The 15,108-nt window shown below is 66.5% G+C and carries 13 protein-coding genes and 1 tRNA gene; 4 read left to right on the plus strand and 10 right to left on the minus strand.

Annotated features, from left to right (window positions below):
• Nucleotides 1–143 precede the first annotated feature (143 nt).
• Nucleotides 144–950: a GNAT family N-acetyltransferase gene (locus tag OHZ10_RS06610; protein WP_034206968.1), complete on the plus strand. Its 807-nt coding sequence runs from the start codon at nucleotides 144–146 to the stop codon at nucleotides 948–950.
• Nucleotides 951–1,153: 203 nt separating this feature from the next.
• Here the strand turns inward: OHZ10_RS06610 and OHZ10_RS06615 are convergent, their stop codons facing one another.
• On the minus strand, nucleotides 1,154–1,324 hold the full coding sequence (locus tag OHZ10_RS06615) for a hypothetical protein (RefSeq protein WP_174380017.1): 171 nt from the start codon (nucleotides 1,322–1,324) through the stop codon (nucleotides 1,154–1,156).
• Between the two features lie 136 nt (nucleotides 1,325–1,460).
• Here OHZ10_RS06615 and OHZ10_RS06620 point away from each other — a divergent pair, with 136 nt between their 5' ends.
• Nucleotides 1,461–1,637, plus strand: a complete 177-nt coding sequence (locus OHZ10_RS06620; protein ID WP_174992064.1) for a hypothetical protein — start codon at nucleotides 1,461–1,463, stop codon at nucleotides 1,635–1,637.
• A gap of 18 nt (nucleotides 1,638–1,655) precedes the next feature.
• Here OHZ10_RS06620 and OHZ10_RS06625 read toward each other — a convergent pair whose 3' ends face one another.
• From OHZ10_RS06625 to OHZ10_RS06645, 5 genes are all read right to left on the minus strand, one after another.
• Entirely contained in the window at nucleotides 1,656–3,035 is a 1,380-nt protein-coding gene (locus OHZ10_RS06625) for an MATE family efflux transporter (protein ID WP_174992065.1), read from the minus strand.
• Nucleotides 3,036–3,045: 10 nt separating this feature from the next.
• Nucleotides 3,046–3,369, minus strand: coding sequence for a DUF2288 domain-containing protein (locus tag OHZ10_RS06630; RefSeq protein ID WP_342703994.1), 324 nt, complete (start codon nucleotides 3,367–3,369; stop codon nucleotides 3,046–3,048).
• A gap of 73 nt (nucleotides 3,370–3,442) precedes the next feature.
• Entirely contained in the window at nucleotides 3,443–5,062 is a 1,620-nt protein-coding gene (locus OHZ10_RS06635) for an acyl-CoA synthetase (RefSeq protein ID WP_342703996.1), read from the minus strand.
• A 369-nt stretch (nucleotides 5,063–5,431) separates the two neighbouring features.
• On the minus strand, nucleotides 5,432–6,133 hold the full coding sequence (locus OHZ10_RS06640) for a peptidoglycan DD-metalloendopeptidase family protein (protein ID WP_059234987.1): 702 nt from the start codon (nucleotides 6,131–6,133) through the stop codon (nucleotides 5,432–5,434).
• Nucleotides 6,134–6,265: 132 nt separating this feature from the next.
• Complete coding sequence (locus tag OHZ10_RS06645; protein WP_256085784.1) at nucleotides 6,266–7,177, minus strand: aldose epimerase; 912 nt, start codon at nucleotides 7,175–7,177, stop codon at nucleotides 6,266–6,268.
• Nucleotides 7,178–7,656: 479 nt separating this feature from the next.
• On the opposite strand from OHZ10_RS06645, the gene OHZ10_RS06650 reads away from it, so the two are divergent.
• Together OHZ10_RS06650 and OHZ10_RS06655 are read left to right on the plus strand one after the other, a co-directional pair.
• A complete protein-coding gene (locus OHZ10_RS06650) occupies nucleotides 7,657–8,487 on the plus strand; it encodes an undecaprenyl-diphosphate phosphatase (RefSeq protein ID WP_059234982.1) in 831 nt (276 codons plus the stop codon).
• Between the two features lie 180 nt (nucleotides 8,488–8,667).
• Nucleotides 8,668–8,744, plus strand: a tRNA-Arg gene (locus OHZ10_RS06655).
• A 50-nt stretch (nucleotides 8,745–8,794) separates the two neighbouring features.
• On the opposite strand, the gene glmS is transcribed toward OHZ10_RS06655, so the two are convergent.
• The 4 genes from glmS to OHZ10_RS06675 all read right to left on the minus strand — a co-directional run bounded on the left by glmS (nucleotide 8,795) and on the right by OHZ10_RS06675 (nucleotide 15,098).
• Nucleotides 8,795–10,612, minus strand: a complete 1,818-nt coding sequence (gene glmS / locus OHZ10_RS06660; protein ID WP_059234976.1) for a glutamine--fructose-6-phosphate transaminase (isomerizing) — start codon at nucleotides 10,610–10,612, stop codon at nucleotides 8,795–8,797.
• Between the two features lie 48 nt (nucleotides 10,613–10,660).
• Complete coding sequence (locus tag OHZ10_RS06665) at nucleotides 10,661–11,749, minus strand: hypothetical protein (protein ID WP_342703999.1); 1,089 nt, start codon at nucleotides 11,747–11,749, stop codon at nucleotides 10,661–10,663.
• 92 nt (nucleotides 11,750–11,841) lie between these two features.
• Entirely contained in the window at nucleotides 11,842–13,992 is a 2,151-nt protein-coding gene (locus tag OHZ10_RS06670) for a polysaccharide deacetylase family protein (protein ID WP_342704001.1), read from the minus strand.
• Nucleotides 13,993–14,327: 335 nt separating this feature from the next.
• Nucleotides 14,328–15,098, minus strand: a complete 771-nt coding sequence (locus OHZ10_RS06675) for a hypothetical protein (protein ID WP_059234970.1) — start codon at nucleotides 15,096–15,098, stop codon at nucleotides 14,328–14,330.
• Between the last annotated feature and the right edge of the window lie 10 nt (nucleotides 15,099–15,108).

The raw sequence follows: 15,108 nt of genomic DNA on the forward strand, positions 1-15,108 counted from the left end.
TGATCATACGGTTTCGCAAGCTTTCTGCTAAAGTCATTTCGGCGACACGTCATTGAAAGGACACGGTCGTGCCACATAACGGTCACGGCCGATTACTACATTGGCGGGCATGTCGCCTTATTCCTTACGACCAGGAAAGCCTAATGCGAGAACTGCCGACGCCTACGCTCCCTTTTGCCTCGCTGCCCCTCGACACGTCGCGGCGCCACCTGCCGCGCGCCAGTGAAACCGTCACATCGGAGTATCGCCTGCGCGCCGCATGGGCGCGTACGGAAGACGAGTTGCGGGAAGCCCAGCGCTTGCGCTATAGCGTGTTCGCCGAAGAGATGGGCGCGCAGGTCAGTGGCCCCTCCGGTCTCGACGTCGATCCGTTCGACGCGTACTGCGACCACCTGCTGGTTCGCGATCTCGACACGCTGAAGGTTGTCGGCACGTACCGCGTGCTGCCGCCGCACCAGGCGGCGCGTGTCGGCCGTCTGTACGCCGAAGGCGAATTCGACCTGTCGCGCCTCACGCACCTGCGCGGCAAGATGGTCGAGGTCGGCCGCTCGTGCGTGCATAGCGACTACCGCAGCGGCGCCGTCATCATGGCGCTGTGGGGCGGTCTGGGCGCGTACATGATGCAGAATGGCTACGAGACGATGCTCGGCTGCGCGAGCGTGTCGATGGCCGACGGCGGCCATTACGCGGCGAACCTGTACCAGTCGCTGTCGGCCGGGTCGCTGACGGCGCCCGAATATCGCGCGTTCCCGCACACGGCACTGCCGGTCGACGAACTGCAGACGGGCACCGTCGTCGCACCGCCGCCGCTGATCAAGGGCTACCTGCGTCTCGGCGCGAAGATTTGCGGCGCACCGGCCTGGGATCCCGATTTCAACTGCGCGGATTTCCTGACGCTGTTCCGCCTGTCGGACATCAACGCGCGCTACGCCCGCCACTTCCTGGGCTGAGCCGTCCGAATCGCGTCGCGCCCGTCGTGGCGCGCGCAAGCGAACGCCGCCGCGCGGTCAGTGCCGCGCGGCGGCGTTCGTGTATCCGGTTGGCGAGCGCGTATCGGGCCCCGTTAATTTCAGCGATACGCAGCCGCTATCGTGCCGCAGGACGGTACGTTTGCGAACGGCCCGTGGGCGGGCCGGACCGCAGCGCGGCTCGCTCAGTGCTTGCGCCGCCAGTCGAGCAGGTGATGCTCCGCCATCCAGTGGTGGATCATCCCTTCGCCGTCATGGCTCCGCTTGTATTCGCGCGACTCGAAGTACGACAGCGCGACCAGCACCATCAGGCCGATGAACAGGCCGATCAGGCCTGCAATTTCCTCAGACGACATGGCAGCCTCCTTTCCACGGCACAGCGCCATGCGTACATAGTAGGACATGCGCGGCGCGACCCTGAAACCGGATTTCCGCTAGACTCGGCGCGGTCCGGCGCGCGATAAGGCACGCCGCTTTCCGGAGCCATACCCGATGACCCGTTTCATGCTGGCCGTGCTGGCCGCATCCCTCCTTGCCGCCTGCACCAGCGATCCTCGTCAGGCGCGCCGTGGCCACCCGCCGGAAGATCCGGCCGACTATCACGGCGTGCCGACCGACATGACGCCGCCGTCGATGCTCGACGCGCCGCCGCCGAAGCCGGTGCAGTAACGCTCGCCGGGCCCGGTGTCAGGCGCGTGCCGTTGACGCGGCATGCGCGTCGGCGCCGATGTGCCGCAACAGCCCCGGCAGGTAGCACGCGAGCGTCGCGCCGCGCGCGGCCATGAACAGCAGCAGCGCGAACCAGAGTCCGTGATTGCCGAGCGTGCCGACGGCGGCGAGCGTGGCCGCGATGAAGATCGAGAACGACACGACCATCGCGCGCATCAGCGATTGCGTCTGCGTCGCGCCGATGAACACGCCGTCGAGCAGGAAGCCCCAGACCGACACGATCGGCGAGATCGCGGCCCACGGCAGGTAGCGCAGCGCGACGGCACGGATCTCGGCCTGGTCGGTCAGGCGCGCGACGATCCAGCCGCCCGCCGCCCAGTAGACGAGCGCGAACAGCAGCGCGCCGAGTGCCGACCAGAACAGCGTGACGCGCACGGCCTGCCGGAATGCGCGACGGTCGCGCGCGCCGGCTGCCGCGCCGACGAGCGCCTCGGCCGCATGCGCGAAGCCGTCGAGGCCATACGCCATGAAGGTCTGGAAATTCAGCAGCAGCGCGTTCGCGGCAAGCGTCGCGTCGCCTTGTTTCGCGCCGAGGTGCGCGAACCAGCCGAAGGCGCCGAGCAGGCACAGCGTGCGCAGGAAGATGTCGCGATTGAGTACGATCAGCCGTTTGAGCGCGACGCGGTCGGCGAGCGCGCGTACCGCGAGCGGCGCCAGGCCGCGCGGGCGCAGCCGCCACAGTATCCACGCACCGAGCGCGAAGCCGCATGCGTCCGCGGTGGCGGTCGCGGCGCCGATGCCGGCGATGCCCCAGCCGAAGCCGTACACGTAGAGCAGCACGGCGCCGATGTTCACCGCATTGATGAACACCTGCGCGACGAGCGCGAGCCGCACGCGCTGCATGCCGAGCAGATAGCCGAGCACGACGTAGTTCGCGAGCGCGAACGGTGCGCTCCAGATCCGTGCATGGCTGTACGCGAGCGCCGTCGCGCGCACGGCATCGCTGCCGCCGAGCGCGGACAGCGCGAACGACAGCAGCGGCACCTGCAGCGCCAGCACCGCGGCGCCGAGCGCGAACGCGACGATCAGCGCGCGCAGCAGGTTCAGGCGGATCCCGGCGTCGTCGCCGGCGCCGTGCGCCTGGGCGACGAGGCCGGTCGTCCCCATCCGCAGGAAGCCGAACCCCCAGAACACGAAATTGAAGAACAGCCCGCCGAGCGCGACGCCGCCGAGGTACTGCGCGCCGTCGAGGTGGCCGGCGACGGCCGTGTCGACCGCGCCGAGGATCGGCTGGGTCAGGTTCGCGAGGACGATCGGGAACGCGAGCGCGAGGACGCGCCGGTGCGTGACGGTGGCCGAGCCGGTGCCGGCCCCGTGCGGTAACGCGGATTCGGACATGGCGGACGCGTCAGGCGCGTTCCTGCACGCAGACCCATGGCGAGACGACGACCGCCCACAGCTCGGGGTTGCGCGCCGCGTAGTCGGCGGCGGTATCGGACGGCATGCGCGCGACGAGGCCGGCCGACAGCCAACGTGTGACCTGTTCGGCATCGTCGCTGGCAACCGCTTCCGCGACGCTGACGAGATCGAGGTCGCGCGCGACGGACAGCAGCTTGCCCTGCGCGAAGAAGCGTTCGAGATCGCACCAGTCGATCTTGGCGGTCTCGCCGAGGAGTTTGGCGTAGAGCGGGCTGTGCGACGCGCCCGCGGCGGCGTGGTGTTCGGAGGACATCGGATTCTTGGAAAGACTGCGTGGCGCCACTATAAACCATCCGGCCGGGCAGGCCGAGCGTGCGGCGGGCCGCTCACGCGTCGCGCAGCGCGCGGCGCACGATCTTCCCGGTCGCGGTCATCGGCAGGCTGTCGACGAACGCGATCGCGCGCGGATACTCGTGCGCGGCGAGCCGCGTGCGCACATGCGCCTGCAGCGCGCCGACGAGCGCGTCGTCGCCGGCGTGGCCGGGGTTCAGCACGACGAACGCCTTGACGATTTCGGTACGCGTCGCGTCGGGCACGCCGACGACGGCCGCCATCCGCACCGCCGGATGCGTGAGCAGGCAGTCCTCGATCGGCCCCGGGCCGATCCGGTAGCCGGCGCTCGTGATCACGTCGTCGTCGCGGCCGACGAAGCGCACGAAGCCGTCGGCGTCGATCGTGCCCGTATCGCCGGTGAGCAGGTAGTCGCCCGCGAACTTGTCGCGCGTCGCATCCGGGTGGCGCCAGTATTCGATGAACATCACCGGGTCCGGGCGGCGCACCGCGATGCGGCCTTCCATGCCGGGCGGCAGCGGCGTGCCGTCCGCATCGACGATCGCGACCGCGTGCCCGGGCACCGCCTTGCCGATCGCGCCGGGCTGCGCGTCGAACAGCGCCGCGCACGACGACAGCACCATGTTGCACTCGGTTTGCCCGTAGAACTCGTTGATCGTCACGCCCAGCGCGTCGCGGCCCCAGGCGGTCAGCTCGGTGCCGAGCGATTCGCCGCCGCTCGCGACCGATTTCAGCGACAGCGCGTAGCGTTCGCGCGGTGCCTCGACGGCGCGCATCAGCTTCAGCGCGGTGGGCGGCAGGAAGGCGTGGGTGACGCCGTGACGCGCCATCAGCGCGAACGCTGCGTCACCGTCGAATTTTTCGAAGCGGCGCGCGAGCACCGGCACGCCGTGATGCCATGACGGCAGCAGCACGTCGAGCAGTCCGCCGATCCATGCCCAGTCGGCTGGCGTCCAGAACAGGCGCGCGTCGCGCGGGAAGCATTGCTGCGACATCTCGACGCCCGGCAGATGGCCGAGCAGCACGCGATGAGCGTGCAGCGCGCCTTTCGGTTTGCCCGTCGTGCCGGACGTGTAGATGATCACCGCCGGATCATCGGCGGCCGTATCGGCCGGCACGAAGTCCGGCGTTTCGGCGGCAAGCGCCGTGTCGTAGCGCTGTACGCCCGGTGCGTCGGGCGCGTCGTCGCCGATGCAGTAGACGGTGTGCAGCGCCGGCAGTTGCGCGCGCAGCGGCGCGATTTTCGCGTAGCCGGCCGCGTCGGTCACGAGCGCGGCGGCCTCGCTGTTCGCGAGCCGGTACTCGAGCGCATCGACGCCGAACAGCGTGAAGAGCGGCACCGCGATCGCGCCGAGCTTGTAGGCGGCGAGGTGCGCAATGGCCGTTTCGGGACCCTGCGCGAGAAAGATGCCGATCCGGTCGCCGCGTCGCAGGCCGGCTCGCGCAAAGCTGTTCGCGAGCCGGTTAGAAGCATTCTTCAGGTCGTCGAACGTGATTCGAAAAACGTCGCCTTGCGCCGTTTCGTGGATCAGCGCGAGGCGTCCGCTGCCGTCGGCCCATTTGTCGCAGACGTCCACGCCGATGTTGTAGCGCGCCGGAATGTCCCACTGGAAGCGGGAGAGCAGGTCGTCGTAGCGGTCGGCGTCGGGCAGCATCGCGTTGTCTCCTGGGTGTCGAACGTCGCGTCGGTCGCGCGGCTTACATCAGCGTTTCACGCAGACGAATCCACAATGGTGTCTGCTGATAGGGAATGTTCGGACTCGTCCAATAGCCAAGGCTCAGTGCACGATTCCACAATGACGCATAAGATCACGACAAAACAGTGATGTGACCATGGATTTGCTTCTGATAGCTGCGGGGTTCAGCCTGATCGGAATCGGTGTGCTGGTGGCGTTTGCTCGTCACGTCGATCCGTTGTCCGGCCGTTTCACCGGACGTCTGCGCAAGCGCTGACTCAACTTTTCCCGTTTTTCGCCGCGACGGCACGCGATGCGCGCCGGCATCGCGTGTCGCCTGTCGGGCGCTCAGCGCGCCGGCAGGTAGCGTGACGGGTCGATCGAGCGGCCGCCGTAGCGCAGCTCGAAATGCAGCGCGACGCGCTCGCTGTCGCTGTTGCCCATCTCCGCGATCGACTGCCCCTGTGTAACCGACTGGCCTTCCTTCACCAGCAGCGCGCGGTTGTGCGCGTAGGCGGTCAGGTAATCCGCGTTGTGCTTCAGGATGATCAGGTTGCCGTAGCCGCGCAGCCCGTTACCGGCATAGACCACCACGCCGGGCGCGGCCGCAACCACCGGCGTGCCCGGCGCGTTCGCGATGTCGATCCCCTTCGATTTCGAGCCGTCGAACGTGCGGACCACATTGCCGGCCGCCGGCCAGATCAGCGCAATGCTCGTGGCCGGCTTGACGGCCGATTCGACCGGCGCGGAAGGTGCCGGGCGCGCGCGGCCGGCGCTGCCGGTGCCGGTGGTCGACGGCGTCGATGCAGTGGTCGTGCCGGGCGGCGGCGCGACGCGCAGCACCTGGCCGACTTCGATCGCGTCGGGGTTCGCCATCTGGTTCCAGCGCACGACGTTCTGTACCGACGTGCGGTTGTCGCGCGCGATCTTGTAGAGCGTGTCGCCACGTTCGACGCGATAGAAACCGGGGCCGACGGGCGCGGAGCCGCACGCGGCGAGCAGGGCGGCGCAGGCGGCTGCGAAGAGTCGCTTCGTTGTTGTTCCGAACATTGAACCTCGCAAAACCTTGCCGCGCGTGACGCGGCAGGCAACACAAAACGTCCGATTTTAACGGGTTCGACCCGCGCACCGCAGTTTCGGTCGTTGCCGGGGCCGTCGCGTGCCGGTTCGGCGCGCGGCAAATCAGCCCGCGAGCGGGGTCACGCGAATCCGCAGCGCGGCCGTTTCGGTCGCGCCCGGCGCGAGCATGCGCAGCCCGAGACCGTTGTGGATCGCGTCGGGCAGGCCGAGCCACGGCTCGACGCAATAGAAGTCCGACTCCGGTTTTTCGGTCCAGGTCGTGACCGCGTACCACGGGATCGAGCCCGGTACGTCGAGCGCGATCTCGATCGTGCGGCGGCGGCCCGGCATCACGATGCGCACCGGCGTGGACGGTTCGCCGTCGAGGCAGTGGAAGCGGTCGAGGATGTCCGGATTGTCGAGGCGGTAGTGCGCTTCGCCGGGTTCGAGCGGGCTGATCGAACCGTCCGGGCGCTGCTGGCAACGGCGGGTCGGCGGCAGCTCGAGCGTGGTGTCGGCCCGTTCGCCGTGCGGCAGCGCGAAATAGAAGTGGTGGCCGGCGTAGTAGGGCAGCGGTGTGTCGCCGCGATTGGTCGTCGTCAGCGCGACGTCGAGCGTGTGCGCGTCGGCCAGCCGGTAGGTCGTCTCGAACCGGAAATCGAACGGATAGCTCGCGCGCAGCGCGTCGGTTGCGTCGAGCGTCATCGACAGGGCGGCGCCGTCGGTCGACGGGTGCGCGTCGAACGGCAGGTCGCGCGCGAAGCCGTGCATCGGCAGGTCGCGGACCACGCCGGCGGTGTCGCGCCAGCGGCCGAGTTCGCCGTCGACGCGGTGGCGGCCGAGGAACGGGAACAACAGCGGATTGCCGCCGCGTACGCGTGCGAGGTTGCTCCAGTCGGCCGTTTCCGGCCAGAAGATGACCGGTTCGCCGTCGACGTGCCAGGACAGCAGGCGGCCGCCGAATTGCGGAGCGACCCGGACGAGCGACGGGCCGGCGTGAAGTTCGTGGATATCGTGTTGCTGGAAAGTCGGCATGGCGAATCGGGTTGGGCGGGTGGACGGAGCAACGCGCGTTCCATTATCGGGCCGCGACGGCTCGGGGAAAACCCTTCTCGGGAAATTGCGAGTTTTTAACATTGTCAACGGTCCGGATAATGCCTCTAAACCGGTGAGGTTGCCGGGTCATGACACTTCGAGGAGGGGGCCATGGATCTGGCAATGGCAATGGGTATCGCACTGTTCGGGATGTTCACCGGCAGCACGGTATTATTTTTCTATCAGCTCGGCCGCTGACGGCAATTCCTGCCGAAGTCGACAGGCCCGCCATGCAAATGGCGGGCTTTTTGCTTTCTACATGCTTACAAATTGCAAGCGTTTGTGTGCATTGCCGCAATAACCTGCCAAATGCCTTGGCGCAGTAATCCTGGCTCGGCATAATCGGGGCGCGTTTTTTCGGACGCGCATCGCGTCGTCCGTCTTTCTTCCCGCTTAATCTCGACTAAAAGGACCGACGCGTGAGTCTCTGGTTTCTGGTATTCCTGAGCGTCCTGCAGGGCGTCACCGAACTCTTTCCCGTCAGCAGTCTGGGCCATACGCTGCTCGTGCCGGCGCTGTTCGGCATGCATATCGACAAGCACGCGCCGCAACTGCTGCCGTTCCTCGTCGCTCTTCACCTCGGCACCGCGCTGGCGTTGCTGTGGTACTTCCGTGCGCGCTGGATCGCGTTGATCGGCGGCTTCTTCGCGCAGCTCGGCGGCCGCAAGAACGACGACGGGCACCTGATGTGGGCGCTGATCATCGGTACGATCCCGACCGGCATCGTCGGGCTGCTGCTCGAGAAGCGTATCGAACGCGTGTTTCACGACCTGCGGATCGTCGCGATCGCACTGATCGTGAACGGCGTGCTGCTGTGGCTCGGCGATCGCATCCAGCGCAGCCGCGCGCACCAGGCGCCCGAAAAAATGACCTTCAAGCAGGCGTTCTTCGTGGGTCTCGCACAGATCGGCGCACTGATTCCGGGTTTTTCGCGTAGCGGGCTGACGATGATCGCCGGCAATGCGGCCGGGTTGACGGCCGAGAAGGCCGCGGAATTCTCGTTCCTGCTCGGCACGCCGATCATCTTCGCGGCGGGTGTGCTCGAACTGCCGAAGCTGTTTCATGCGCGCGGCCAGCTCGCCGATGCGCTGCTCGGCGGCGTGCTGACGGCGATCGCCGCGTACCTGAGCGTGCGGTTCCTGATGCGCTACTTCGAAGGGCGTGGCCGGCTCGCGTCGTTCGGCGTGTATTGCGTGATCGCCGGCGTGTTCTGTCTCGGCTGGTTCATGCTGCATCCGCAGCCGCTTTAAGGGTGGGATGGCTCGCCTCGCGTGATGTGGCGCGATGATCGGGTATAATTTCGGGCTCGGTTCCATACCGGGCCCGTTTTGTTTCGGGGCTTCGAGTGAGGTGGTGCGGTTGCCTTTACGCGCGACTCGAATGCCCGACGCCGAATGCGGTCCGCGTCAGGCCGTGTCTTTTCTCCCCGACCGCCCTTAGCTCAGTTGGATAGAGCAACGGCCTTCTAAGCCGTAGGTCACACGTTCGAATCGTGTAGGGCGGGCCAGTTTGATCGATTGACGACGTTCGCGGGCCCGCCAGGGTGACTTCACCGCATCACTCCACCGTCACCGATTTCGCCAGATTCCTCGGCTTGTCGATATCCGCGCCGCGCAAGCACGCCGCGTGATACGCGAGCAACTGCAACGGCACGACGTGCAGGATCGGCGACAACAGGCCGTAGTAATCCGGCATCCGCAGTACCGACACGCCTTCGCTGTTGTCGATTCGCGTATCCGCATCGGCGAACACATAAAGCTGCCCCCCGCGCGCCCGCACTTCCTGCATGTTCGACTTGAGCTTTTCGAGCAGCGCGTCGTTCGGCGCGATGGTCGCGACGGGCATCGTATGCGTCACGAGCGCGAGTGGCCCGTGCTTCAGCTCACCGGCCGGATAAGCTTCCGCGTGGATATACGAAATCTCCTTCAGCTTCAGCGCGCCTTCGAGCGCGATCGGGTAGTGCAGCCCGCGCCCGAGAAACAGCGCGTTTTCGTGCTGCGAGAATTCCGCCGCCCAACGCTCGATCTGCGGCTCCAGCCCGAGCACGTCTTCGAGCGCACCGGGCAGTCGCCGCAACTGCATCGTGTAGCGCGCGAGCTGTGCGTCGTCGACGTAGCCGCGCAGCCGTCCGAGCGTCACGGCGAGGATGAACAGCGCGACGAGCTGCGTCGTGAATGCCTTGGTCGACGCGACACCGATTTCCGGGCCGGCCCGCGTCAGGAAGCGCAGGCCGGTCTGGCGCATCATCGCGCTGGTCGGCACGTTGCAGATCGCCAGCGTATCGATATGGCCGAGCGCCTGCGCGTACTTGAGCGCGGCGAGCGTGTCGGCGGTTTCGCCGGATTGGGACACGCTGACCACCAGCGTGTTCGGCATCGCGAGCGCATCGCTGTAACGGTACTCGCTCGCAATCTCGACCTGAGCAGGGATGCGTGCGATCGTTTCGAGCCAGCGGCGCGCGGTCAGGCCGGAATAATGACTCGTGCCGCACGCGAGAATCAGCACGTTGTCGATCTGCTCGAACGCACGCGCCGCATCAGGACCGAATACGGCCGGATCGAACAACCCGGCATCCGGGATCGTCGCGGCCACCGCCTGCGGCTGCTCGAAAATCTCCTTCTGCATGAAGTGCCGGTATGGCCCGAGTTCGACCACACCCTGCGCGGATGAAACGGTTTGTATCGCGCGTTCGATCGGCGCGCCGGTGCGATCGAGCACCCGCACGCCACCTGGCGTCAACTCGACGATGTCGCCTTCCTCGAGAAAGATGAAGCGGTCGGTGATGCCGGCAAGCGCGAGCGCATCGGACGCGAGAAAGCATTCGCCGTCCTTCACGCCGACGACAAGCGGCGAGCCGGCCCGCGCGCCGATCAGCCGCTGCGGCTCGTGTTTGCTGAACACCGCGATCGCGTAGGCGCCGTGCAACTGCGACGTCGCATCGCGCACGGCGGCGAGCAGGTCGCCGCGATACTTGCTGTGGATCAGATGCGCGACGACCTCGGTGTCGGTCTGCCCGTCGAATTCGTAGTGCTCGTCAGACAGTTGCTTGCGCAACGTTTCGTGGTTCTCGATGATGCCGTTGTGCACGAGTGCGATCTCGTCGCGCGAAAAGATCGGGTGCGCGTTGCAGGTTGCCGGTGCGCCGTGCGTTGCCCAGCGCGTGTGCGCGATGCCGGTGCTGCCGGTCAGGCCGGCGCTGCGCACATGCGCGTCGAGATCGGCGACGCGCGACATGCTTCGTTCGCGGCGCGCCTGGCCGTCGACGACCGTCGCCACCCCACATGAATCGTAGCCGCGATATTCAAGGCGGCGCAAACCTTCAATCAGAATCGGAACGATGTCCCGTTGCGCGACCGCGCCGACGATGCCACACATGACACGTCTCCTTCCCTGTCAAGCCTGTTGGACCACATGCACGCTGTGTCAGCGCGACGCAGTCTCCGTTGCCTCCGCCGTCGTGAAGCCGCATTGAGCGGGCGCGACGGGGTCGGCCATCCTGCTTTCGAATGCGAGATAAAGCGATTCCTCCAGTACGTTCCAGTGCGCGCCGTGCCGGTACGGGCCCGATCGCGCATGCCAGCAGGCGACCGTGCTCCAGTCGTTCATCTTGAAGGCGACCAGTGCGATCAGCCCCCACGGGTAATCGCTGCCGGCGAGTTGCAGCCAGGTCTTGCCGTATTTCTGCATCCACTGCGCGTAGATTGTCTCGTTCGACTGGTCGGGAACATGAATCCCGGACAGGAGCGGGAAGATCTGCGCGACTTTCGCCGGATAGAAGCTCGTATCGCTGATGCGTTGCGTGCTAGCGCGAAAGCCGGATTGCGTGCCGCGCCAGAACACCTTCAGGATCGCGGACGAGAGCCGGTCGGCGCGCTGGCTCCACGGGCCCGCATGCGTGTAGTCGGCATGCCGGACGTAGTACGCGGCGAGCGCCTGGAACGCGCTGTGTACCTCGACGTTGTCCATCAGCAGCGCGACGTGCAGCGTCGACGAGATCTGATAGACGCCGGCCGGCTTGCTGAGCAGCGTATCCAGATGCGCGCCCGCGCGGTTCAGGCTGAGTTCCCACGCGGCGGGCATGCCGTCGGGCGGCGCGAAGCGGGAGAGCAGCTCGATCCACGTCGCCATCATCGAGTCGTCGGCGTCGGCTTCCGCGCATGTGCTGTACTGGCCGCTCTTCACGCAGTAGCGATCGAAGCCGCCGTCGGGGCGCTGACGCGGCAACAGCCACGCGATCCACGCGAGTGCGGCCTGGTGGGCGTCGAGCCCGGCGTCGGCGGCGGCGAGCAGCGCCTTCGCCGCAAAATACGGATCGATGCCGGCGCCATTCAGGCGCACGGTGATCGCACCGTCGGGGCGCTGGTACAGCCCGTTGAGCTGGAGTTCGGCGGCGCTCGCATGCAGCGCGAAGCCGAATGCCGAGACACAGCAGGCAACGCACCACAGACGGCATAGCCGGGCGGTGGCCGCCAGGCGTGCGCGTGCGGCCGGGAAAAGCGCGGGCCGGTTCATGATCGGGGGCTCCTGCGCGGTGGTCCTGCGCAAATCCCGCCGGGCGCGGCGTTGGCCGCGTCGCGCGCCGGCGGGTGGGTCGACGTTGCGGCTCAGTTCACCTTGGCGCTGGTGAACTTGATGCTGGTGCCGCTGTTCGCGGTGACGAGCCAGTATGTCGAGTCGGTGATGACGACGCTGCCGATGCCTTGTGTGATGACGGGCAGGGCGAAGCCCTTCTTCGGCAGCAACCAGGTCATGTTCGCGAGGCTCGTCGGGTGGCTGGCGGCGAATGACCAGCTACTGCCCGTGTCGGTGGCCGACCACGTGACGTTCAGGCGCGCGCGATCGAAGATCGTGATGTCACTCATCGTGTACCACTTGAACTGACCGAGCAGCTTCAGCGTATTGGCTTGCGAGAAGATCGCCGACAGCGTGGACGTGTAGGACGAAGCGCCGAGCGGGTGCGCATAGATCAGCCGGCTCGTGCGGTTTGCGACCACGAAGTTCATCAGGGCTGCGTACCAGTTGTTCACGTCGCTCGTCGGCACCGCATACTGCTGGAACTCCTCGAACGTCGCGTACTTGCCGAACGGCATCACGGGGTAAGCCCACAGGCCCGGGTTCAGCAGCGCGCCGTTGCGGTATGCGCGGGTCGGTGCCGAGCCGGTGTGGCCGGTGAAGTAGTACCCGTTGAAGCCGTTGGCTTCGAGCCAGTTGACCGACCAGGTCGGCGTGTTGCCTTCCGGCGCCGCGTATTCGACGTCCGGCTGGCCCGTCGCTGCCTGGATGGCCTGATGGTTCATCACCAGATACTGCGTGAACGTGCTCGCGTTCGTTTCGCTGGCATTTGCCCCCCAGTAGTCGTGAATCCAGCCGCCGTGGCTGCCGACGTGATGGCCCTTGCTCAGGAAGTACTTCACGAGGCTCTGCGCGGTGGGGTTGTTGGCGAGGTTCACGCCGTCACCGTCGCCGAAGGCCGCTTCGTCAGGGCCGGCCGTGATCACGAGCGAGAACGGCCCGTTGTTCCACACGCCGAGGTTCTTCAGCTGGAGCGCAGGCTGGATCTGGTCGCCCGCACAGAAGTGCCAGTTGAACACCAATCCGGCCATCGCCTTCGGCAGCGGCGACAGCGACGGCAGGTTCAGCATCTGCGTGCCGAAATAATGCAGGTAGCCGTGGATCAGCATCCCGTCGGTCTGGCCGTCGAGGTAGGCGAGCGGCAGGTTGACGAACAGCACGCCGCCGTTGCCGTACGTGTTGTAGCCGGACACCAGCCCGAACGTCGGAGACGTCAGGATCGTCGTGCCGGTGTACGTGCCCTGAGTGACGAAGCTCGGATAGGTGAGGAAGCCGTACACGTAGCCGGAGATGCCTTCGAGCGTGTCGGTGGTCGTCGCCATCGTGGACGCGAGCGCGGTGGCCGCCTTGCCGGTCGTCGTGCTGACGAGCGAGTTGGCGCTATACGTGCCGGACTTCACGAGCTTGCCGTTCGCGACGCCGTTCAGCTTCGGGGCCGTCTGGTTCAGCACGCCGCTGCCTGCAGGCGACGTGTCGTACTGGAACCATGCACCGTGGTTGTAGTTGGCGAGGCCACCGGGGTTCGACGGGCTGCCGGACAGATAGAGCGCGGTACCGGTCGTCGGCTTCGACGAGTTGTTCGACTTCGAGTTGCTGGTGGTTGCCGCGGCCATGACGCTGGCGGTCGTCGTGGTCGAAGCCGTCGTGGTCCACGTCATGGACTTGCCGGGAGGCACCTGGAGCGTGCGCAGCCAGCTGCTCATGCCGGTCACGTTGCCGAGACCGATCATGTTGCCGCCCAATTGGTCATACAGTACGTAGTCCACACCGACCATGTTGCTGAAACGAGATTTCGGGCTCACGTAGAAGCCGGCCGAATTCAGCACGCCGAAATCGTAGACGAGCATCACCTTGCCGCCGTTCAGCGCGTAGTTCTGGATCGCCGTGACGAGCGTGTCGTCGGCCGTCGTGTGCACCTGGTCCGGCAGGATCAGGCCGGGATACTGCGATAGCGACGCGCCGGCCGCCATGAACTGGCTGTCGGTCATGACCGTGATCTGCAGCCCTTCCTCCTGCGCGGTGTCGAGCCATGCGGACACACGCGGATCGGGCAGCGTCAGCGTATTCGGCACCAGCAGGATGAGCTGGTTGGTGGCCGCCTGAACGCCGCCCGGACTGAATGCGAACGCCAGCGCGAACAACGCGAACAGGATCCGCAAGAACTTGCCTGACTTTGCCAACATGGTGTGCTCCTCGCTCAAGGGATGGGGGCGCGCGGCAACCGTGATGCGCGTGCGGCCAGGTCGTCCAATCCTGCCCCGTAAGTGTGTGCGGCTGTCCGGTTCGTCGGGCATCGAGCGGTGCTTGTCGAAAGCAGCCGGACATGCGCAAACGTGCACGTTTGCCGCGCTGCCTTCGCCGATGAGAGGACTCGATGCGACGAAATGAAAGAAGCGAACAACGTGCCATTTGCCGTGGAAGCCCGGTCCTGCTGGCTTCTTGCGGCGCGGGGCGGATGCGGTGGTCGCAAACGCAACGGATTCGTTTCATCGCTGATACGGCGCGTTTGTACGCGATATCAGCAGACGGAATCGCGGTCGCGCGTCAGTGCGCCGGGCCAGCTTGCGCAGTAGGTGTAGAGCGTGACGAGCAGGCCGATCAGCAGCGGCCCGCCGAGCAGGAAATAGCAGAACGGCAAGAACAGCAGCGAGCCGTGATGGATGATCATCGCGTGCAGCAGCATCACGAACGGCAGCGCGAGCACGAAGTAGCCGAGCACCAGCAGCGATGCGGCGGTCTTTTGCAGCAGCGAGAAATCGAGCGGGTAGTACAACGCGGCCATCACCAGCGGGATCAGCGCGATCGCCGCGCCGTTCAGCACGAACATGTCGCGCAGGTGCAGCAGCGGGACATACGGGAACGTGCCGGGCGAGAGCCAGAAGTATGCGCAAATCAGCAACTGGGTGAAGCTCGCGATACGTAACAGATATGCAACGGGCAGCCAGTTGGTGCGCCGGATGAACGACGCGGCGAAGCCGGCCGCGCAGAGCGCGGCGGTGACGGCCAGCAGCACGCCGCCTGGCATCCGGGCCGCGACGTCGATCGACAGCAGCGGCACGCGTGGCGCGTCGGGCGGATAGCCGATCACGACCACATGGAGCGCCGGATCGATCTGGTGCGCGCCCCAGACCATGACCGCGCGCCAGTAGCGCCAGGCCAGCGGCAGTCCGAACCACAGCGATGCATACAGCGCGGGCGTCAGCAGTGCAATCGACGACAGCCAGCGCTGCGGATACGCGTGGATGCGAAGCGAGCGATCGACGGGAGGACGGACGGGATGCGTCTGCATGGCGCCCGCC

Source organism: Burkholderia arboris (genome assembly GCF_038723655.1).
Taxonomy (GTDB): domain Bacteria; phylum Pseudomonadota; class Gammaproteobacteria; order Burkholderiales; family Burkholderiaceae; genus Burkholderia; species Burkholderia arboris.

What these genes read in the sequence shown, in the direction of transcription:
- glmS (WP_059234976.1), bottom strand. Translation starts at nt 10,612, where the DNA reads ATGTGTGGCATCGTCGGCGCGGTCGCGCAACGGGACATCGTTCCGATT.
- OHZ10_RS06640 (WP_059234987.1), bottom strand. Translation starts at nt 6,133, where the DNA reads ATGTTCGGAACAACAACGAAGCGACTCTTCGCAGCCGCCTGCGCCGCC.
- OHZ10_RS06610 (WP_034206968.1), top strand. Translation starts at nt 144, where the DNA reads ATGCGAGAACTGCCGACGCCTACGCTCCCTTTTGCCTCGCTGCCCCTC.
- OHZ10_RS06630 (WP_342703994.1), bottom strand. Translation starts at nt 3,369, where the DNA reads ATGTCCTCCGAACACCACGCCGCCGCGGGCGCGTCGCACAGCCCGCTC.
- OHZ10_RS06615 (WP_174380017.1), bottom strand. Translation starts at nt 1,324, where the DNA reads ATGTCGTCTGAGGAAATTGCAGGCCTGATCGGCCTGTTCATCGGCCTG.
- OHZ10_RS06620 (WP_174992064.1), top strand. Translation starts at nt 1,461, where the DNA reads ATGACCCGTTTCATGCTGGCCGTGCTGGCCGCATCCCTCCTTGCCGCC.
- OHZ10_RS06670 (WP_342704001.1), bottom strand. Translation starts at nt 13,992, where the DNA reads ATGTTGGCAAAGTCAGGCAAGTTCTTGCGGATCCTGTTCGCGTTGTTC.
- OHZ10_RS06635 (WP_342703996.1), bottom strand. Translation starts at nt 5,062, where the DNA reads ATGCTGCCCGACGCCGACCGCTACGACGACCTGCTCTCCCGCTTCCAG.
- OHZ10_RS06625 (WP_174992065.1), bottom strand. Translation starts at nt 3,035, where the DNA reads ATGTCCGAATCCGCGTTACCGCACGGGGCCGGCACCGGCTCGGCCACC.
- OHZ10_RS06675 (WP_059234970.1), bottom strand. Translation starts at nt 15,098, where the DNA reads ATGCAGACGCATCCCGTCCGTCCTCCCGTCGATCGCTCGCTTCGCATC.
- OHZ10_RS06645 (WP_256085784.1), bottom strand. Translation starts at nt 7,177, where the DNA reads ATGCCGACTTTCCAGCAACACGATATCCACGAACTTCACGCCGGCCCG.
- OHZ10_RS06665 (WP_342703999.1), bottom strand. Translation starts at nt 11,749, where the DNA reads ATGAACCGGCCCGCGCTTTTCCCGGCCGCACGCGCACGCCTGGCGGCC.